18 protein-coding genes and 8 tRNA genes are annotated in these 20,401 nt (G+C 47.1%); 23 read left to right on the forward strand and 3 right to left on the reverse strand.

Features of this window, described 5'->3' with window-relative positions:
• Positions 1–3 precede the first annotated feature (3 nt).
• From HP552_RS19870 to yajC, 16 genes are all read left to right on the forward strand, one after another.
• Positions 4–75: transfer RNA gene (locus HP552_RS19870), tRNA-Glu, on the forward strand.
• Between the two features lie 7 nt (positions 76–82).
• Positions 83–158 (forward strand) — tRNA-Val (locus HP552_RS19875).
• A 20-nt stretch (positions 159–178) separates the two neighbouring features.
• Positions 179–252: transfer RNA gene (locus tag HP552_RS19880), tRNA-Met, on the forward strand.
• A 27-nt stretch (positions 253–279) separates the two neighbouring features.
• Positions 280–357: transfer RNA gene (locus HP552_RS19885), tRNA-Asp, on the forward strand.
• 20 nt (positions 358–377) lie between these two features.
• Positions 378–452 (forward strand) — tRNA-Gly (locus HP552_RS19890).
• A 9-nt stretch (positions 453–461) separates the two neighbouring features.
• Positions 462–538, forward strand: a tRNA-Arg gene (locus HP552_RS19895).
• 17 nt (positions 539–555) lie between these two features.
• Positions 556–634, forward strand: a tRNA-Leu gene (locus HP552_RS19900).
• A gap of 8 nt (positions 635–642) precedes the next feature.
• Positions 643–716, forward strand: a tRNA-Pro gene (locus HP552_RS19905).
• A 154-nt stretch (positions 717–870) separates the two neighbouring features.
• Positions 871–1,566 carry a BofC C-terminal domain-containing protein gene (locus HP552_RS35620; RefSeq protein ID WP_175397156.1) on the forward strand — a complete coding sequence of 232 codons (696 nt, stop codon included), beginning with the start codon at positions 871–873 and terminating at the stop codon, positions 1,564–1,566.
• Between the two features lie 238 nt (positions 1,567–1,804).
• Entirely contained in the window at positions 1,805–2,308 is a 504-nt protein-coding gene (gene ruvC / locus HP552_RS19915) for a crossover junction endodeoxyribonuclease RuvC (protein WP_056701196.1), read from the forward strand.
• Positions 2,305–2,919: a Holliday junction branch migration protein RuvA gene (ruvA, locus tag HP552_RS19920; RefSeq protein WP_095289470.1), complete on the forward strand. Its 615-nt coding sequence runs from the start codon at positions 2,305–2,307 to the stop codon at positions 2,917–2,919. Before ruvC ends, ruvA begins: the two co-directional genes overlap by 4 nt.
• 56 nt (positions 2,920–2,975) lie before the next feature.
• Positions 2,976–3,986, forward strand: coding sequence for a Holliday junction branch migration DNA helicase RuvB (gene ruvB / locus HP552_RS19925; protein ID WP_175397157.1), 1,011 nt, complete (start codon positions 2,976–2,978; stop codon positions 3,984–3,986).
• 77 nt (positions 3,987–4,063) lie between these two features.
• Positions 4,064–6,166: a SpoIID/LytB domain-containing protein gene (locus HP552_RS19930; RefSeq protein ID WP_175397158.1), complete on the forward strand. Its 2,103-nt coding sequence runs from the start codon at positions 4,064–4,066 to the stop codon at positions 6,164–6,166.
• A 7-nt stretch (positions 6,167–6,173) separates the two neighbouring features.
• On the forward strand, positions 6,174–7,202 hold the full coding sequence (queA, locus tag HP552_RS19935; protein ID WP_175397159.1) for a tRNA preQ1(34) S-adenosylmethionine ribosyltransferase-isomerase QueA: 1,029 nt from the start codon (positions 6,174–6,176) through the stop codon (positions 7,200–7,202).
• A 52-nt stretch (positions 7,203–7,254) separates the two neighbouring features.
• A complete protein-coding gene (gene tgt / locus HP552_RS19940) occupies positions 7,255–8,391 on the forward strand; it encodes a tRNA guanosine(34) transglycosylase Tgt (RefSeq protein WP_175397160.1) in 1,137 nt (378 codons plus the stop codon).
• Positions 8,392–8,457: 66 nt separating this feature from the next.
• Entirely contained in the window at positions 8,458–8,772 is a 315-nt protein-coding gene (gene yajC / locus HP552_RS19945) for a preprotein translocase subunit YajC (RefSeq protein ID WP_175397161.1), read from the forward strand.
• A gap of 88 nt (positions 8,773–8,860) precedes the next feature.
• Here yajC and HP552_RS19950 read toward each other — a convergent pair whose 3' ends face one another.
• A complete protein-coding gene (locus HP552_RS19950) occupies positions 8,861–9,253 on the reverse strand; it encodes a TIGR04086 family membrane protein (RefSeq protein WP_175397162.1) in 393 nt (130 codons plus the stop codon).
• Between the two features lie 227 nt (positions 9,254–9,480).
• Here HP552_RS19950 and HP552_RS19955 point away from each other — a divergent pair, with 227 nt between their 5' ends.
• Positions 9,481–10,176 carry a YetF domain-containing protein gene (locus HP552_RS19955; protein ID WP_175397583.1) on the forward strand — a complete coding sequence of 232 codons (696 nt, stop codon included), beginning with the start codon at positions 9,481–9,483 and terminating at the stop codon, positions 10,174–10,176.
• 11 nt (positions 10,177–10,187) lie between these two features.
• On the opposite strand, the gene spoVB is transcribed toward HP552_RS19955, so the two are convergent.
• The gene (spoVB, locus tag HP552_RS19960) at positions 10,188–11,801 is read right to left on the reverse strand and encodes a stage V sporulation protein B (protein WP_175397163.1); all 1,614 of its coding nucleotides are present in this window, start codon (positions 11,799–11,801) and stop codon (positions 10,188–10,190) included.
• Between the two features lie 228 nt (positions 11,802–12,029).
• On the opposite strand from spoVB, the gene HP552_RS19965 reads away from it, so the two are divergent.
• The 6 genes from HP552_RS19965 to HP552_RS19990 all read left to right on the forward strand — a co-directional run bounded on the left by HP552_RS19965 (position 12,030) and on the right by HP552_RS19990 (position 18,547).
• Positions 12,030–12,269, forward strand: coding sequence for a post-transcriptional regulator (locus tag HP552_RS19965; protein WP_095289489.1), 240 nt, complete (start codon positions 12,030–12,032; stop codon positions 12,267–12,269).
• Positions 12,270–12,360: 91 nt separating this feature from the next.
• Positions 12,361–13,611 carry a protein translocase subunit SecD gene (secD, locus tag HP552_RS19970; RefSeq protein WP_175397164.1) on the forward strand — a complete coding sequence of 417 codons (1,251 nt, stop codon included), beginning with the start codon at positions 12,361–12,363 and terminating at the stop codon, positions 13,609–13,611.
• Positions 13,601–14,509, forward strand: a complete 909-nt coding sequence (gene secF / locus HP552_RS19975) for a protein translocase subunit SecF (RefSeq protein WP_175397165.1) — start codon at positions 13,601–13,603, stop codon at positions 14,507–14,509. Before secD ends, secF begins: the two co-directional genes overlap by 11 nt.
• Positions 14,510–14,582: 73 nt before the next feature.
• Positions 14,583–15,548 carry a cation diffusion facilitator family transporter gene (locus tag HP552_RS19980; protein ID WP_175397166.1) on the forward strand — a complete coding sequence of 322 codons (966 nt, stop codon included), beginning with the start codon at positions 14,583–14,585 and terminating at the stop codon, positions 15,546–15,548.
• Between the two features lie 40 nt (positions 15,549–15,588).
• Positions 15,589–17,997 carry a single-stranded-DNA-specific exonuclease RecJ gene (recJ, locus tag HP552_RS19985; protein ID WP_175397167.1) on the forward strand — a complete coding sequence of 803 codons (2,409 nt, stop codon included), beginning with the start codon at positions 15,589–15,591 and terminating at the stop codon, positions 17,995–17,997.
• Between the two features lie 37 nt (positions 17,998–18,034).
• Positions 18,035–18,547, forward strand: a complete 513-nt coding sequence (locus HP552_RS19990; RefSeq protein ID WP_175397168.1) for an adenine phosphoribosyltransferase — start codon at positions 18,035–18,037, stop codon at positions 18,545–18,547.
• A 183-nt stretch (positions 18,548–18,730) separates the two neighbouring features.
• Here HP552_RS19990 and uraA read toward each other — a convergent pair whose 3' ends face one another.
• A complete protein-coding gene (gene uraA / locus HP552_RS19995; protein ID WP_175397169.1) occupies positions 18,731–20,047 on the reverse strand; it encodes a uracil permease in 1,317 nt (438 codons plus the stop codon).
• Between the last annotated feature and the right edge of the window lie 354 nt (positions 20,048–20,401).

Raw genomic sequence — 20,401 nt, forward strand, 5'->3', positions numbered from 1 at the left:
TAAGGCCCGTTGGTCAAGGGGTTAAGACACCTCCCTTTCACGGAGGTAACAGGGGTTCGAATCCCCTACGGGTCATATATATGGAGGCTTAGCTCAGCTGGGAGAGCATCTGCCTTACAAGCAGAGGGTCGGGGGTTCGAGCCCCTCAGCCTCCACCATATATGTTTTTTAATAACGACGCGGGGTGGAGCAGCCCGGTAGCTCGTCGGGCTCATAACCCGAAGGCCGCAGGTTCAAATCCTGCCCCCGCAATTAATCTTTCTATTAAGAAAGTGACTTGGAACCGTGGTGTAGTTGGCCTAACATGCCTGCCTGTCACGCAGGAGATCGCGGGTTCGAATCCCGTCGGTTCCGCCATTTATGTTTTAATACCGCATGCGGACGTGGCTCAGCGGTAGAGCATCGCCTTGCCAAGGCGAGGGTCGCGGGTTCGATTCCCGTCGTCCGCTCCAATAATATATGCGCCCTTAGCTCAGCTGGATAGAGCGTTTGACTACGAATCAAAAGGCCGGGAGTTCGAATCTCTCAGGGCGCGCCATTTAAATAAATTCATTTGCCGGCGTGGCGGAATGGCAGACGCGCTCGACTCAAAATCGAGTGGGAAACCGTGGAGGTTCGAGTCCTCTCGCCGGTATAATATAACGGGATGTAGCTCAGCTTGGTAGAGCACCTGGTTTGGGACCAGGGGGTCGCATGTTCAAATCGTGTCATCCCGATCCAAAGAAATGGACTATCTCTAAGAGGTAGTCCGTTTTTGTTTTTTCTTAACGTAATACTAAGGTACCTGGGTTCCACACACTGGGTTTATTTTGCATAAAGCATAATCCTTTCGGTCACACTAGGTTTAAAAAAGTGATAGAAGGGGTTCATGTGAACACGTTTAAATTCAGGAAACAATTCAAAAGACGCTGGCGGCGCTGGAAACGAACTGCATGGATGACTGCTTCATTGGTGGTCATAACGATACTGGCCTACAGCGGATTGTCGATTTCCTCTCACATTCAACGATTGTTAACCACCAACTTCGGTGAAGCAGCTGCGGTAATGGGGCCTGTGTCCGTCGAAGAACGATCCGAGGAAGAGGTACAAACCATATTGGCAAAGCTCTCTTCTGAACCTGATCGTTTAACTTCGGTTGTTTTGGAGACGCATTATATATGCGGGGTAGAAACGGAACGATTGGGGAAAATGGCTTTACCGCAATTAAAGATATTGTTGCAACAGCATCCGGAATGGGACGCTGAAGTGGTCGCCTCGGATACATTGCAAATCAAGGAACATGTAGATGATCTTTCCCCGTTATGCAAGGAACAGGCTTATATCAGCGTGGATGGGGTGGGGAATCTCAAACTTTATGAAGGTCGACCGGCAGAAGAGAAGGTCATACGTACTTTTTTTCAGATGGACGTCGGATCGTTGGAAAGTTCTCTGCCTGAAGGAGTACTGGAGCAATTACAGCAGGGTATCCGTGTACAAGACAAAGATGAATATAACAGCGTGATTTCTACGTTTAGCGATTATGCCATTGATGGGCCGCATAAAGAAGAGCTTCAAAATGGCGGATAAATGAAGCGAATCCCATATTAGACTAGGGAATCAGTCTTAGGGCATCGAAAGATGTCCTTTTTGTCGTAGGAAAAACGACTAGTCGCAAGAGGAACACGACTATGCAGAAAATGCCCTTTTTATGCCGAACCAAACGCTACCAGAGATTAGACAAAGTTTTTCCTGTCGGAGGGTCTATCTTTTGTTATAATGAAATGAACGATACATATGTTCGCTTTATTGTAAGGGAGAGATGGTTTTGCGTTTTTTGGGAATTGACCCGGGGATTGCGATTGTCGGTTTTGGATTTGTGGATAAGATCGGTAGTAAAGTGGTACCCGTACAATATGGCTGCATTCAGACGGAAGCTCACACACCTGAAGAAGAACGGTTGCTTCACGTTTATGAGGGCATGGTGCAGTTAATCGATAAATACAAGCCAGATGCAGTAGCACTGGAAAAACTTTTTTTTAACCGGAACGTGACTACAGCGATGTCTGTCAGCCAGGCGAGAGGTGTTATGGTGCTTGCTGCTGCACAGAAGGGCTTGCCCATAGCAGAATATACCCCAATGCAGATCAAACAGGCGATCGTGGGATATGGTAAGGCAGAGAAGCGGCAGGTGCAGGAAATGGTCAAAATGTTTTTGCGTTTGCAGGCTATTCCGAAACCGGATGACGTAGCAGATGCTTTGGCTGTAGCTGTGTGTCATGCGCACTCATATACATTAAATTCCAAGTTGAATGAGGTATTGCGAAAATGATTGATTTTCTAAGAGGACAGTTCGTACATGTAGAGAATGAATATATTGTGCTTGATGTTCATGGTGTCGGGTACCGGGTCTTCTGTCCCAATCCGTTTGCTTTTGCGAAGCAGGAAGGCGAAATTACGGTGTATACCCATCACCATGTGCGTGAAGACGCGATGCTGCTGTTTGGTTTTGTTACACGGGAAGAACAGCGTTTGTTCCGTAAACTGATTGAAGTTTCCGGTATTGGACCAAAGGTTGCGCTTGGTATATTAGCAGGTGGTACACCGGACCACGTTGTTACAGCGATCTATCAGGAGAATTTGACGTTCCTGACAAAATTGCCGGGCATCGGCAAGAAGACGGCACAACGCATGATTTTGGACCTCAAAGACAAGCTGGACGGTTTTGGTGCAGCGGCGTATGCTACAGGTTTGTTTGCACCACCTTCTGAGGAAGCAGGAAGTGGTTCTGCATGGGATGAGGCACGTGACGGTTTGAAGGCTCTCGGTTATACAGACAGTGAGCTTGATAAAGTGTGGCTTAAGTTGAAGAAGGATGTCACTTCGGCGGATTCTGTTGATGTGTTGATGAAACGTGCGCTGCAAATGCTGTTTACGGGTTAGTTAAATTTGCATATAACATATAGCAGTAGCCCGCACAAAAAAAGGTAGGGATGAACATGGATGACCGGATTATTTCCGCCAACCTGATGATGGAGGATCAGAATGTTGAACTGAGTCTCCGTCCCCGGTATCTGAATGAATATATCGGACAAAACAAGGTCAAGGAAAATTTGAAAGTATATATTGAAGCTGCCAAATTGCGCAATGAAGCATTGGATCATGTGCTGCTCTATGGTCCACCCGGACTTGGTAAAACGACTCTTGCCAATATCGTTGCTAACGAGTTGGGCGTGAACCTGCGCACCACCTCGGGACCGGCGATTGAACGCCCGGGCGATCTGGCTGCGCTGCTGACGAATTTACAGGAAGGCGATGTCCTGTTTATTGATGAAATTCATCGTCTGCACCGTACCGTTGAAGAAGTGATGTATCCCGCCATGGAAGACTCTGCGTTGGATATTATGATCGGGAAAGGGCCAAGTGCTCGTTCCGTTCGGCTGGATCTTCCGCCGTTCACCCTGATCGGGGCTACAACACGTGCAGGCTTGCTGTCTGCACCACTTCGAGACCGGTTTGGTGTCATTAGCCGTCTGGAGTTTTATACAGTGGATGAGCTGGCGTACATCGTCTCACGATCTACTGAAATTCTGGGCGTCGAGATTGTTGGTGATGCTGCAGAAGAGATTGCACTGCGTTCCCGTGGGACACCGCGGATTGCCAATCGATTGCTGAAAAGGGTACGCGACTTCGCTCAGGTGCGTGGCGATGGAATAATTACTCAGGCACTGGCTGAAGAGGCTTTGAAACGACTTCAGATTGACCCACGTGGATTGGACGAAATCGATCACAAGATGCTTACATCCATGATTACCAGTTTCCGCGGAGGTCCTGTTGGCCTGGATACGATAGCAGCTACAATTGGTGAAGAAAGTCAGACCATTGAGGATGTCTATGAGCCATATCTGCTGCAGATCGGCATGATTCAGCGTACACCAAGAGGCCGGATCGTTACGGATCTCGCTTATCATCATCTGGGTCTGCCTATACCACCAAGAGACGGAAAGTAACCTGTGTTAACGGAATCTCTTAATAAAGAAAGTTGAAGTTTTCAAGAAATCTACCCGATATAAATTGTAGAAACTGCATGGAGAGGAGTTTGAACGTGGGGAAAGCATTACCAACGAAGAAGTGGAGCCGGCGGTTAAAGGTTTTGGCTGCCGCTCTCTTGACGGTAGGATGTCTGCAAGTGCCTGCCTTTGCTGCAGAGAGTAATGGACAGATGATCCGGGTAGCGATGTTTGCGAACCTGGGAAGTACGTATAAGTCGACAACACCACTCATCACACTTGAGACAACTGGTAAGTGGAGTATTGGATCAGAGAGTGGGGCGGGTGTATCCCTTCCTGCTGGTCAAATTCGTTTCAGTGCGGATGGCTTACGGGTAAAGGTGCTCGAAACTGGGGACTTCAAGACTGCAGCCGCAGCTGCAAAATTATTACAGGCAACCAGCGATAAACCATCGCTGTTCACCACGACGTTGAGCGGTAAGGCAACCTACCAGCTGTATACGGGGAATTATGCAACAGAAGCTTTGGCTTCACAAGCAGTAGCACGAGTGCAAAAAGTGGCTGCAGCTCAAATGGGTGGTCAAAAGGCAGCGGTAACCGGAAGCAAGCGTTTGTCGGCAGGGAGCTACAGTTCACTCCAGGAAGCTGAGGCTGCACAGGCATCGCTCTTATCAGCAGGAATCAGTGCCTACACAGTACTGCAATTGACTGGCGGAGCTCAAGGATATTCGGTATGGGTTGGAGAAGCGGTTACGGATGCGGAACTGGCAGCAGTGCAAAAGAATGTGGAAGCCAAAGCACCCGGAGTGAGCTTAACCCCTGTAACTAACAGTGCTGCGCTCATGATCCGTCAGGATGCCGGATTAAGTGCGGATACACTGAAAACTGTTCCACATTACACCATCGCAGGCAGTGAAGCCAAAGCTTTTGTGCAAGGTGATGGAAGCGGGATTAAAGTATTGGAACGCTCTGAGCGGACATACCGGGGAGACATGGAAATTAGCATCGTAGGCGGCGATCTTGCTTTGGTCAATGTCGTCCCACTTGAACAATATCTATACTCGGTTGTTGGGGCTGAAGTATATTCATCCTGGCCAGCGGAGGCCCTAAAAGTTCAGGCAGTCGCAGCTCGCTCTTACGCGCTTCAACAGGGCGATCGTTTTAAAATCGCCAATGTGGTGGATACGACACTCAGCCAAGCGTATAACGGAATTGGTTCGGAGAACGATAAAGTATCGAGTGCCGTAGACGCAACTGCAGGGGAAGTCATCAAAAGCGGCGGTAAAATCGTTGAGGCTGTGTTCTCTTCCAATGCAGGTGGACAAACAGCTCACCCATCCGAAGTATGGAATGGTGGGGCAGGAGTGTTCAGTAATGTGGACAGCCCTGGGGATGCATCGGCCCAAGCTGGGTTACATACGTGGTACCATGTGCTGCTAAGTTCAGGGATCAGTGGATACATCCGTGAGGACAATGTCAAAGAACTGACAACGAAAACAGATGCAGGGCTGTCCAAAGTGACGGTTACCGCCCAAAATACCAATGTACGTCCCATACCACTCATCCAATCTACGGTTGAACCGGTGGCCAAAATGAACCCGGGCACCGAGGCTGTGGTTTTGGCGAAAGTAGCACAGTCCAATGATTACGCGTGGGTAAGAGGACCTTTTACCTCAGCTGCTTTGGTAAAAGCGCTGCAAGGAAAAACAACGACGACCGTTCCCGCGTCCATCTCAACATTGGAAGTCACGAAGCGCGGACCTTCAGGAAGAGCTCTTGAAGTCAGTGCGAACGGACAACCATTGACGGTCAAATATGCGGATACGTATCGTTCCGCACTTGGGGGATTGCCGAGCACCTTATTTGATATTGCAGGAACCGGAAGTTATACTGTATTAGGCGCTGACGGGCAAACATCAAGTAAAACCGGTTCTAAAGGAGCAGCTGTTTTATCAGCTTCTGGAACGGGCACTTCATCCGGTAATGCTCTTGTCGTTATGAGCGGGGATGGTCAAGCCAGAGCAGTGACCCAGGGTCAGACCTTCATGTTCATTGGTCAGGGTAACGGTCACGGATTGGGCTTGTCTCAATGGGGGGCCAAAGGTATGGCAGATGAAGGGTATGATTACCAGGAAATATTGAAACACTATTATCAAAATGCGACTATTGTTAAGGAATGAATCGAAGATGAATGTGAACTTATATGATTTTGAACTACCGGAGCAGCTGATCGCACAGACGCCATTGCTTGATCGTACGGCGTCCCGGCTGCTGACCTTAAACAAGGAGAGCGGTGAGGTTAATCATCACTCGTTCCCTGATATTATCAACTTTCTGGAGCCTGGTGACACATTGGTCTTGAATGATACTCGTGTTTTGCCGGCTCGCTTATTCGGCACGAAAGAGGACACCGGGGCTAAGGCTGAGGTACTTCTGCTGAAAAACGTGGAGGGCGATCGTTGGGAAGCCCTTGTCAAACCAGGGAAGAGGCTGAAAGCCGGTTCTGTTATCGTATTCGGTGATGAGCTTAAGGCCGTCATCGATGAAGAGGGCGAAATGGGCGCACGCATGCTGACGTTCTCCTATAATGGAATCTTTCAGGAGATTCTGGATCGCTTGGGTGAAATGCCTTTGCCTCCTTATATCAAAGAGACACTGGATGACCGCGAAAGATACCAAACGGTATATGCCAAGCACGAAGGATCAGCGGCAGCGCCAACGGCTGGATTGCATTTTACGGATAAGCTGCTGGACGAAATCCGTGCCAAAGGAGTCAATGTTACCTTCATCACGCTTCATGTTGGACTCGGAACGTTCCGCCCCATGTCTGTTGATGTTGTGGAAGACCATGAGATGCACGAGGAGTATTACTCCCTGTCTCAGGAAACTGCGGACTTAATTAATGCAACGAAGAGACGTGGTAACCGTATATTTGCAGTAGGTACGACGAGCTGTCGAACGCTTGAAACCGTAGGCAGCAAGTTCGAAGATGGCGTGCTTCGGGAAAGCAGCGGCTGGACCAAAATCTTTATCTATCCAGGTTACACCTTTAAGGTTATTGATGGCATGCTTACGAACTTCCATTTGCCGAAATCGACACTGGTTATGCTGGTAAGTGCTCTTGCAGGCAGAGAGCATATCATGCATGCTTATGAGCAGGCGATCCAAGAGCAATACCGCTTTTTCAGTTTTGGCGATGCCATGTTGATCTATTGATTTACACGATAATCTTGGCATAACGATTAATTTTAGAGGATGATTAAAACCAATGGCAGCAATTACGTATGAACATATCAAAACATGTAAACAATCCGGTGCGCGTCTGGGACGCGTACATACACCGCATGGTATTATCGAGACACCAACCTTTATGCCTGTAGGAACACAGGCGACTGTAAAAACGATGAGTCCAGAAGAGTTGAAGGAGATGGATGCACAGATTATTCTGAGTAACACCTATCATCTTTTCCTCAGACCTGGTCATGAGATTATTCGTCAGGCTGGCGGCCTTCACAAGTTCATGAACTGGGATCGCCCGATTTTGACGGACAGTGGTGGATTTCAAGTGTTTTCCCTCAGCGAGATGCGTAAAATTACGGAAGAAGGGGTTCACTTCCGTTCCCACCTGAATGGCGACAAGAAGTTCCTTTCCCCTGAGGTGGCCATGGAAATTCAGAATGCACTCGGTTCCGATATTATGATGGCATTTGATGAATGTCCGCCGTATCCGGCTGAATACGAATATGTGAAAAAATCACTTGAAAGAACGAGCCGCTGGGCAGAGCGCTGCCTGGAAAGTCATGCTCGTCCGCATGATCAAGGTCTGTTTGCCATCGTACAGGGAGGCATGCATGAAGATTTGCGTCGCCAGAGCGCTGCAGATTTGACTTCCATGGATTTCCCGGGGTATGCTATTGGTGGACTGAGTGTTGGAGAACCGAAACATTTGATGTATGGCGTATTGGACTACACAGTGCCACTGTTGCCTTCCAATAAACCACGTTATTTGATGGGAGTAGGTTCGCCCGATGCATTGATTGAGGGGTCGATTCGCGGAGTGGACATGTTCGACTGTGTTCTGCCTACCCGGATTGCCCGTAACGGAACAACAATGACCAGCCAGGGGCGTCTTGTAGTTCGTAATGCCAAGTTCGCAACCGATTTTGGTCCACTGGACCCTGAATGCGATTGCTACACTTGCCGTAACTACTCCAGAGCTTACCTGCGTCATTTAATCAAAGCGGATGAAACATTTGGCTTGCGTTTGACGACGATTCATAACCTTCATTTCTTGCAGAATTTGATGCGCAATGTGCGCAAAGCCATAATGGAAGATCGTTTGCTTGATTTCCGTGATGAATTTTTCGATCAATATGGTCTTCACGACAATGACAAAGGTTTCTGATCAGGTTTTGCAGAACCGAAGAAACACGCAGTATCTGTAAGTATAGTCGATAAGGGGGAGTTTTGAATGTTTCAGGGAATGCCTTTAGCAGGAGCTCAAGCAGGCGGTGGAATTGTATCTTTGATTGTACCTTTGGTACTCATGGTTGCGATTTTCTACTTCTTGATGATCCGTCCACAGAACAAAAAACAAAAGCAGCGCAATGCGATGCTGAATCAGTTGAAAAAAGGCGATAAAATTGTAACCATCGGTGGCCTTCACGGTACCATTGCTGAAATTACGGATGATGTTGTTGTCCTTCGTGTAAACGATGTGACCAAGCTTACATTCGACCGTAATGCCATCAGCAGTGCAGTGAGTCGTGAAACCGCTGTTGAATAGCATGATTCTAGTTTGTATCAGAGAATCGGATCTCTACGGAGACCCGGTTCTCTTTTTCTTTTTTTTTATAATCGAATGCTTAAAAATTCTAGGATCTGTGTGTGTTAACTCCGAAAATTCCCCCGAGTGCAGAAATCAGGAATGCGCTTGCGAGCTGCAGGGTGTCCTTCCAATTGAACGAAGCGTCCAAAGCCAGAAATCCAATAAGCAGTACGATCAGCCCGTAGACAATCCCGGTTAAACCTCCATGGTACCAGCCTTTTTCGCCAGACCGTTTTCCCGCTACAAATCCCCCAACCAGGAGGGACAAACCATGAACCACATACGTGTAGAGCGAAAGCTCTTGTTCCCGCATGTTGGTCATCCAGAGAAAGAGGGAGAGAATCAGTGCTCCCAGTAACATCCATACAAATGCATGGCAGAGTCCCGACAAAATCGGGTTGGACATTCGAAACGAAATCACTCGGCGAATCAGCTGCATGAAGCAACCCCCTTGTACAAGTTTGAAATTATTACAGTGTATGGTCAAGCCTCTGGAGTTATGAACTGAATTTTCCATTAAATGAACAATTAAGATTCGCATGAGCACATCAGCTTCAGGTCAAAATAGGGATTACGCTTCAGGTATCTGTCTTAACTCAGATGTGAAGGAGGAACCATATTGTGAACTTTTCAGATATCGGTGCTCATATCTTTCGAACGATTCTCATGTACTTTATTGTCTATGGTGCGATTCGGATTATGGGTAAAAGGGAAATAGGGAAGCTGTCCATGTTTGATTTGGTCGTGTCCATCATGCTTGCCGAAATTGCAGCATTTGTCATTGAGGATACAGATAAACCGTTATTTCACGGCATCGTACCGATGCTGACAGTACTTGTTGTTCAGATTGGCATGGCTTTTCTAAGTCTCAAAAGCCGCCGGTTACGATTGATGATTGATGGCAAACCAACCGTACTGATCTCCAAGGGCACATTGCATCGCGATGAAATGCGCAAACAGCGATACAATCTGGATGACCTGCTGCTTCAATTGCGTGAACAGAATATCGACAGCATTGACGAAGTTCAATTTGCGATCTTGGAGACGACGGGCAAGCTAACGGTCATCCCGATGGACAACTCTTATTCCGCCAACAGCTCATCACAACCAACAAATAACAAGCAAAGACCCAGAAAAGACAAAGTTGATGGCTTCCAAAATATTAAATACGAAGGTCTGCCTTTGCCGCTGATTATGGATGGAAAAGTTCAGGATCAAAACCTTGAGCTCATCAAGAAAACACGCTTTTGGCTTAAAAATGAGATCCAGAAGAAAGGTGTTCTCGATTTTAAGGATGTGTTTATATGTTCCATTGATCATAACGGAAAAGTATTTGTGAGCTTGAAGGATGATCAAAAATAGGAAGTAATGCCCTACTTACGTGAACGTCGCTGGAACCATGAGCCGATGATCGGCATCCGGGAGAGATCATGGAAGTCAATCATTCGGGTTAAGCCCATCACGATAAAGTAAACGATTAAACCGGTTAGTAGAGCCAGGAGCATTCTCAGCCAAAAAGGCAGCAAGATGACTGTATGTTCATACACAAGTAGAGTTGCTGCTCCCATGATGACCATACCTGCTGCTGTTTTGACCCAGTCCATTCGTTTAAACCGGAACTGAAGCAGATTGCGGACACTTCTGGCGTGTAAAAGGGTAACGACGGTTGAGTTCACACAAATGGCAATGACTGCCCCAAAAATGCCGTATTCCGGCCTGGATGCAAGCAGTAATATCAAAGTAATTTTGATCACTGCACCGATAAAGGTATTGAGGAGTGCTTTTCCTGGACGATCGAGTGCCTGCAAAGCGGCTTGAAGAGGTGCCTGGATGTAGATAAACAAAGCAAAAGGAGCCATCAGTTTAAGCATGCTTCCAATCGATGCATCATTATATAGTACCAAACACATCGGTTCGGCAAGCACATACATAAAAACAGAAAAAGGTGCACCTGTGACGAGTGCAAGCCGCAAAGCCTGGTGCATGCGTTTGTGAATAAGGGCTCCGTCTCCCTGTGCTGACGCTTCAGACAGCGAGGGTACAAGTGACGTTGCAAGGGAGGAAGTCAGCGCTCCCGGCAGCAGCAACAGCGGAATAATCATGCCTTGTAAAGCACCGTACTGGGCTGTAGCCAGTCCACGGGATATGCCTGCAAGTGCCAGACTCTGAGCGGTAACGATCGTTTCAGCAAGGTAGGAGAGGGAGCCTACAAGTCGACCTGCTGTTACCGGCACCGAGATGGCCAACAAGCGACGAATCAACCCCGTTTGTGAAGCTTCTGAATCCACGGGTACAGTTGGAACCGGAGCATTTGCATCCTTAGGGGGAAGAAGCCGATTCGCTCGCTCCGAGTCCTTTTTGTATCTGCTGTAATTCCACAGCAATACAAGCATGCCCACAAATTCTCCAACGAGCGCTCCGAGCATGGCCCCTGCGGCCGCCTGAGCAATACCCTGAGGAAGTAAAAGCCAGGAAAACCAGATCACGCATATGATACGGACGACAGTTTCAGTTATAGAGGAAGCGGCATTTGGAATCATATTTTGCTTGCCCTGAAAATACCCTCGAAACACTGCAGATACGGCAATGATGGCAATCATCGGACTCATGCTGACAAACGTATGGTATACCCTCTCATCTGTCAGAACATAGCGTGTAACCCAAGGCGCAAAGACAATGCACAAAAACATGAATACAACACCCAGCGTTAAGGTGAAGCTTAGACTGATCTGCAATATGCGTTGGGGGGAATAACGGTTAGCCCCCGTGTCTGCTTCAGCAACGAGTTTGGCAACGGCGAGTGGTATGCCTCCGGTAATTAATGTCACGAGTACAATAAAAAACGGATAGCTCAGCTGATACAAACCAACCCCTTCAGCTCCGATCACGCGTGGCAGCGCAATGCGGGGGATAAAACCGAGAATGCGATTAATAATGCCTGCAGCAAGCAGGATCATGGCTCCCTGGATGAATGTCTGTTTCTTCAAAACTACCCCTCTTTCCCGGTTGAAAGTAACAGGTCTCGTAAACGGGACAAAGCCGTTGTTCTTCATCCTATGCCAGTCCATTGTCTTCTCATGACAACTTGGACTCTATTAACAAAAAGAACCAGATGGAGCAAGAAGGAATATGAATGGCTGGAGTCGAATTATGTAATATTGATGCCGCATAAAGGCTTGTGCGTATGGAAGGGAGGCGCTCCCCGCTTGGAGGAAATGAACGATATGGAGTTAGAAGAGTCCATTGAGATGTTATGTCGCAGCAAGGCGGAGGAATTAAGGCTTGTCGGATACGAATATGTGACCAGCAAAGATGTCTGGAATTGCGTTAGTCATAAATATGAAAAACAGGGCATTCCACCGCTTCACCAGCTGGTGAACGACATTTTGTCACTGAAAGCAACAAGCTTTATGAACTTTATGACCGTTTCTGCATACCGGGGGTCCTCTTTCTAACGAAAGGGATCTTTTTGTGTTGGAAATTGACTGCTTTTTACGGCATCGCTATAATAGGAATATTGAGAATGAAAGGGGATCTAGGAACGGCATGAAAAGAATTGTCAGTTTCATTCTGGTCGTGCTTGTGACCGCAGGAGTCATGTTGGGCACAAGTCCGGGGCTGCTCAAAAATATACGCTTGGGCCTTGATTTAAAAGGAGGCTACGAGATCTTATATGAAGCAGAGCCGCTGGAACAAGGGCAGGAAGTCACCAAAGCTTCATTGGTACAAACTGCAAAAAGTCTGGAAAGCCGTGCCAATGCGCTCGGAACAAGCGAGCCGGAAGTAACAACAGAAGGAACAAACCGGATTCGTTTGAAGTTGGCTGGCGTTACCGACGAGGCTGAAGTAAGAGCCAAAATGAAAGAACCTGCTGTTCTGACTTTCCGTAGTAAAGGGGAGAACGACAAGGAAGGCGAGTACACAAAAATTGAGCTTCGAGGAAATGAATTTGTTGAGAATGGGGCAAAAGTGACATTCAATCAGCTCAATGAGCCTATGATTGATATTCAAGTGAAAGACAAGGCCAAGTTCTCTGAAATTACGAAGCGTCTCATTGGACAACCTCTGGCCATCTATCTGGATGATCAGTTACTCTCTGCCCCAACCGTACAACAGCAATTGACTGACGGTTCGGCACAAATTACAGGAAGTTACACACGTGAGGAAGCGAATCAGCTTCGTGATACCATTAACCTGGGTGCACTCCCTCTGAAACTCACAGAGAAATACTCACAAAGTGTTGGAGCAACACTCGGTAAATTGTCTCTCGACCAAACCATTAAAGCGGGATTGATTGGTTCCGTTATTATTTTAGTGTTCATGATTGGTTTGTATCGCATACCGGGGATTATCGCAAGTTTCTCCTTGATCACACATACATGGCTGGTACTGGCAATCTTCTATATGGGAGAATTTGTGCTGACCCTTCCGGGTATTGCCGCATTTATCCTGGGTATAGGGATGGCGGTCGATGCCAACATCATTACGTACGAACGGATTAAGGAAGAAATGCGGAGTGGTAAATCGATTCTGTCTTCGGTCAAAGCGGGTGGAAAGAGTTCCTTCCGTACCATTATTGACTCGAACATTACAACAATTATCGCTGCAGCGGTTATGTTTTTCCTGGGTACAGGTGCAGTCAAAGGTTTTGCACTCGTGCTGATTTTTGACATCGTCACCAGCATTATCACGAATATTTTCTTCTCCCGCTTCCTGTTGACCCTGCTTGTGCGGGCTAACGTGTTGAAGAAGCCTAAGTACTTCGGAGTGAAGGAGAGTGAAATTCGTGCGCTTTAATTGGAACTTTGATTATATTAAAGGCAGTAAAATTGCCTATACCTTTTCAATTATCTTAACTGTTGCAGGGATTATCAGTTTGTTATCCTTAGGACTGAATTATGCTGTTGATTTTCGATCCGGTTCAAATGTGGACATCACGGTATCCAAAGCTATTACAGCAGAACAAATTAAGCCCATAATTAATGATATTGGCATCAATGATGGGGATGCTCATATTACAACTGGTGCGGATCGAGTGAATGTCCGCTTCTCTAATGTACTGGATGAGAAACAGGAGAGCCAGTTCAAGGAAGAATTCACCAAGCTGGATTCAGCGGCTTCCTATGAAGTTAATACCGTGGATCCAGAGATGGCCAAAGAATTAGAGCGTAATGCCATTTATGCTGTGCTTATCGCAAGTATCGGAATTATGATCTACGTCGCTATCCGATTTGAATGGCGATTTGCAGTTGCAGCAGTCATTTCCTTGTTCCATGATGCATTTGTGGTAATTAGTGTATTCTCTCTTTTCCGACTTGAAGTAAACTTGACATTTATAACAGCTGTATTGACAATTGTCGGTTTCTCGATTAATGACACGATTGTTATCTTTGACCGGATTCGGGAGAATTTGCGTTTTGCCAAGAAAACAACCAAAGCCGATTTGCGCGAAGTGGTTAACCGCAGTTTGGCACAAACCATGACACGTTCATTGAATACGACATTTACGGTGTTCATTGCATCACTTTGCTTGTTTATCTTCGGTGGAGAATCCATCCGCATGTTCTCGCTTGCGATGGTGATCGGAACATTGTTTGGTGCATACTCTTCCATCTTTATCGCAGCACCGTTGTGGTTGACACTCAAAGGTAAACAGCCAACAAAACCCAAAGCAACTGCGAAAGCATCCAACTAAACATCTGATTGTCAAGCCGCGTCTGTCAGGCGCGGTTTTGCAACTTTTGGTACAGTATTAAGGGGGAATTTCCATGACCAGAGAACGTATTCCAGCTGCTCAAGCGGCAACGTGGAGTGGTATTGCTGGGAATATGACACTTGCAGTGATCAAGGCTGGAGTCGGTTATATGGCGAACAGCAAATCGCTGCTTGCAGATGGCCTGTATTCTGCCTCGGAAGCTGCTTCCTCCCTGGCAGGTCTCTTCCCCTCGAAGTCTGTACAGAATAGGAACAAGGCCCACCGAGAACGGTCCAGGGAGCATTCACGTATGGCTAGGCCTGGGATTACGGTGTTGCTGTCTGTCCTTATTCTTATGGGCGGGTTGCAGATCGCCATTTCGGCTCTGACCGGATTGACTGGAGATGATCCTGGCCAATCGGCGAAATATGACCATGCACTTATCGCAGCTTTTGCTGCACTTGCCGTGAGAGAAGCCATTTTTCAATTTCAATATCGATATTTTCGCAGACGTAACCAATCACAGGCACTGGCGTATGCTCAGGAACACCGACGTGCGCTTTATTGTTCACTTACCGTGTTGGTAGGCATCGCAGGTTCTATGGCTGGAGAAACGATGGGTATAGGATTTCTGCTGTATATGGACCCAGCAGCTGCACTAATCGCTTCCTGTTTCGTTCTTCACAAAGGTTACCGCATGATCGTGGATACCGTCTATGGCTCACTGGTTCAGGAGCTGGAGCAGGAAGAGGCATTAGATTTTAAGGAAACGGTACAGCGTGTGTATGGTGTCATTACGATTGAGCATCTGGTTGCACGAGAACAGGAACACGATGTGACCATTGAGCTGGTCATTAGTGTGAATCCGAGAATATCCGTGCTGGAGGCTCAGGAAATTGCCAATCGGGCCAAGACATTGCTGTTAACTCGTTTTAGTCATGTAAAAGAAGTGCAAATCCAGGCTATCCCTTATGATCCGGGATATCCTTATAAATCCAATCATGAACTGCCCGATCATGAAGCGACATTAATTCAGTAATGGAGCGCGGGTCCCGTAGATCAGGAAAGGAGCGTTATCATTGCTTTATTCGCAATACCGGTGGAACACACCGAATATCGATCTGGAGGCGGCTGCGGGACTCTCGCAGGCGCTTTCCGTTTCAGGACTTGTTGGACGTTTGCTGGTTAGCCGGGGAGTCCATAATGAAACAGAGGCAGAACGGTTTCTTCATCCCGATCTAGGGCAGATGCATGATCCCTATCTGCTCCTCGGCATGAAGGAAGCTGTCCCCCGTATCCGGCTGGCGCTGGAGCGCGGAGAACATATTTTAATTTATGGGGATTACGATGCGGATGGGGTATCCAGTACTTCTCTGATGATCCATTTAATGCGGCATCTTGGGGCATCCTATGATATCTACATCCCTCATCGTTCCAATGAAGGTTATGGGCTGCACAACCATGCGCTGGATTGGGCCCATCAACAGGGTGTTTCACTAATCATCACGGTTGATACAGGAATCAGTGCAGTCGATCAGATTGCTTATGCAGGAACACTTGGAATGGAAGTTATAGTCACAGACCATCATGAACCACCCGAAGTATTGCCTGAAGCTTATACGTTGATTAATCCGAAACTTCCGGATTGTCCATATCCCTTCAAAGGGTTAGCCGGCGCTGGTGTGGCCTTAAAACTGGCCCAAGCCCTGATCGGTGAGGTGCCTGGCGAATGGATGGAGATTGCAGCCATCGGGACTGTTGCCGATCTGATGCCGCTTGAAGGAGAGAACCGGGTTATTGTCAGTTATGGCGTCGAGTCCATGCGGGGATCACGTCTTCCCGGCGTTAGTGCACTGCTTGAAATTAGCGGTGTGGATCAGAGCCAGGTTACCTCAATCAATATCGCTTTTGCGATGGCTCCACGAATTAATGCCAGTGGACGTCTGGATCATGCCGGAAGAGCAGTGTCGCTGCTTACAACCGAGGATCTGGATGAGGCTCATATGCTTGCAGGGCAACTTGATCTGCTCAATCGGGAACGACAGCAGGTTGTTGAGGGCATACTTCAGGAAGCCAGCGCGCAGTTGGAGCAGAAAATTCAGCTCCGTTCCGGAAAAGTTCCGGATGTGATCGTTCTTGCGGGAGAAGGCTGGAATGTTGGAGTGGTTGGCATTGTGGCATCCAAATTGCTGGAACGTTATTACCGACCAACACTCATTCTCGGGATCGACCCAGAGAGTGGTGTCTGCAAAGGCTCTGCTCGCTCTATTGAAGGCTTGGATATTTATGAGGCTCTCACAGCCTATAAACACACCATGGACCATTATGGGGGACATCCGGCAGCCGCAGGCATGACCCTCCATCGGGATCAGTTGGAAGAGCTGGAGTCGGGACTGAATGAGTTTGCCGCGGCCGTATTAACGGAAGAGGATTTTATGCCTCAGCGCCTGGCAGATGACGAATGCAGAATCAGTGATGTGCCGTTGAAAGTGATCCAGGAGATTGACAGGCTTCAACCGTTTGGTATGAGCAACCCTTCTCCCCGTTTCGTTTTGCGGAATGTAACGGTAAAAGAAACTCGAACCATGGGCCGGGAGAAACGCCATTTGAAACTGGTTCTCGAACAGGATGGGCAACAGCTTGAAACCGTTGCTTTTGGAAAGGGAGCTTTGGCTGAATTTTTACCTGCGGGTACTCTTATTGATGTTATGGGTGAACTGTCCATTAATGAATGGAATGGGATGCGGAAACCGCAATTGATGCTTCAGGACATTCATGTTCCTCATGCTCAAGTGTTTGACTTGCGCGGAAACGCTGATCCGCTGAACGCCATGAAACAGTTCCTAAGTTCACTTGAAGTACATTTAAAATATACATCTGGTTCGATCGGTGCAATTGTCCGGAAGGAAACAAATGTTTCTGAGGGAAATTCATTGTATGAACCGTGCCTTTGGGTATATGATAGAAAGGTCGGTTTGTTGCCGTTTAATGCTGCTGCGCAGCATTATGGACAGGAGCAGGTCCGGACGTTATTTGTGTTTGATACGCCAGAAACCCCGGAACAACTTGATGCCATGCTGGCCATGTTCAGCGGAGCCGAGAATATCATCCTTCTGCACGGATCAGGCAACCGCCGAGATCGCCTTCAGATGCCTTCTAGAGAACTCTTCAAGCGAATTTATATGCTGGTGTCGAAATGGAGAGCCGAACCGGTAGAGGAACAAGAGATTACTCCTGTGCTCAGTCGTCAGTGTGGATGTTCGCCACGCATGATCACGATGATGCTGGATGTATTTGAAGAATTATCGTTCATCACCCGAAATGATGGCAAGATATCGTTTGTGGATAACCCGCCCAAACGTGAATTAACCTCGTCCCGTCATTATCAGGCCTTGGAAAGCATGGCCGAAACAGAACAGGTATTGCTGGATGCATCTACACCGCAGCTGACACAATGGATGATATCCCGGATGAAGGGCGTATCTTAAATGGAAGTTGTGCTATTTATTTTAGGAGGAGATTATTTTGGATTTTAAAGAGTATATTCGTGTCATTCCTGACTTTCCACAACCGGGAATCAGCTTCAAGGACATTACGACATTGTTGAAGGATGGAGAAATGTACCGCAAGGCGATCAATGAGCTGAAAGTAATGGTTTCTGATCTCAAAATTGATGTCATTGCTGGACCTGAAGCACGTGGTTTCGTTGTGGGCGCTCCTCTGGCTTACGCTCTTGGTGTCGGATTTGCTCCGATTCGCAAAAGCGGCAAATTGCCTGGAGAGACGATCGAAGTAGGTTATGATCTCGAATATGGCAAGGATACGCTTGCGATGCATACCGATGCGATTGAAAAAGGACAAAATGTTCTGATTGCTGACGATTTGCTGGCAACGGGCGGAACGATTGCAACTTCCGTTAACCTGATTGAACAATTGGGAGGCAAAGTTGTTGGAGCCGCATTCCTAATTGAGCTGTCTGACCTGAATGGACGAGCTAAATTGCCGGAGATTGAAGTATTCACGTTGATGAACTACTAAGATCCCTGCATTCGTGTTTTACACAATTTAAAGTGTATCTCCCTTTTCCCGGGAAATAATATACAGCATTAATGATTATAAAAAGCCTGCTTCTCATTTCGCTCTGGACTGAGAAAGCAGGCTTTTTGTGTTTTCGTATTTTCGTGCGCAATTCATAATGTACATAAGTATGCGCCGAGTGTGTCAATCAGGTGTTTTTTCTGTCAGTGGTTGTTTCTCCGATTGATCGTTGGACCAGCCGAGTACGTCAAACAATTTGAACAATAGGCTCAGCAAAATACCGACAATGGTAGCGAGTGCCATACCTTTCAATTGGACACCATAGATCGATACCTGAGTTCCGCTTAATCCGATGACAAGCACAAGCGTAGTCAGCAAAAGGTTCGTTGGTTTGGCGAAGTCTACTTTTTGTTCAACCAGAATACGCAGGCCGGATGCGGCAATGACACCAAACAGAAGCAGGGATACACCACCCATAACCGGTACCGGAATGTTGGCTACAAGTGCCGAGAATGTGCCAGAGAACGATAGCACGATCGCAATAATAGCTGCGCCACCAATAACGTACGTGGAGTAGACTCTTGTAAGTGCCATAACTCCGATATTTTCGCCATAGGTTGTATTCGGTGTGGATCCTACAAAGCCGGACAGAATAGTGGAAACGCCGTTTCCGAGCAGGGAACGGTGGAGACCAGGGTCTTTGGAAAGATCCTTGCCAACAATGCTGCTCGTTACGAGCAAGTGTCCGATGTGCTCTACAATAACAACAAGCGCTACAGGCAATATGGTGAAGACAACAGACCAGTCAAATGTAGGTGTTGTTACGGTTGGGAGCGAGATGATTTCAGCACTGGTAATTTTTTCGGTTTCGACTGCATTCATAAAGTATCCAAGTACATAACCGGATACAATCCCGATCAGAATGTGAATGATTTTAGGGAAACCGCGGAATGTCACGGCTCCGATTACAGTGATGCCTAGAGTGACCATGGATAAAATAATGGGTTTGGCCTGAGGAACCCAGTTAGGGTTATTCACAGGGTCAGAATTGATTAGCCCTGCCATTCCAGCCGCAACAGGCACAAGTTCAAGACCAATCAGGGCAACGATGGCGCCCATCACTGCTGGAGGGAACACAACATCAATCCAGCCCGTCCCGGCATATTTAATGATTAGAGCCACAACGCAGAATACAATGCCTGTTACGATAAATGCACCGAGCGCCATGGAGTAGCCATTACCCGGATGTGAAGCTAAAACGGACGATACAGGTGCGATAAAAGCAAAACTGGAGCCCAGATATGCAGGTATTTTGCCTTTGCACATCAATATGTAAAGCAATGTTCCGATACCGTTCATTAACAGGATCATGCTTGGATCAACCCCGAACAGATTCGGTACAAGCACCGTGCTGCCAAACATGGCAAACAAATGCTGCAGACTGAGCAGGGAGCCAGATCCCAGTGGCATCTTCTGATTAACCTGAATTTCGCGTTGCAATGAATATTCATCTCCTTTTCCGAAACACAAATCTTCAATAGATTACAGAGTTTCTCTTAATTAATCAATAACATTTTTTGCGTTTTGGCTTTGAATGTACGTTTTTTAGCAAATGTTGATTCTATTTCGTATATAAATGGCCATAATAATTAAGATAATTCCACGGTTCAATCCCGGTGAAGGGGACTATAAACAAATTGATGGGACAGTCATAAATTCTTTTAAAAAATTGGATATATGCTCTTATTCGTCAGCAGTTGACGGGAAACGGGTGAAGCGTCATAATTATAGGAAATTACTTTTACGGGGAACCTGTGTTGATACATTTGTCACGGGTTCCATTTTGTATAGAAA

The organism is Paenibacillus xylanilyticus, from assembly GCF_013359935.1.
Classification (GTDB): Bacteria; Bacillota; Bacilli; order Paenibacillales; family Paenibacillaceae; genus Paenibacillus; species Paenibacillus xylanilyticus.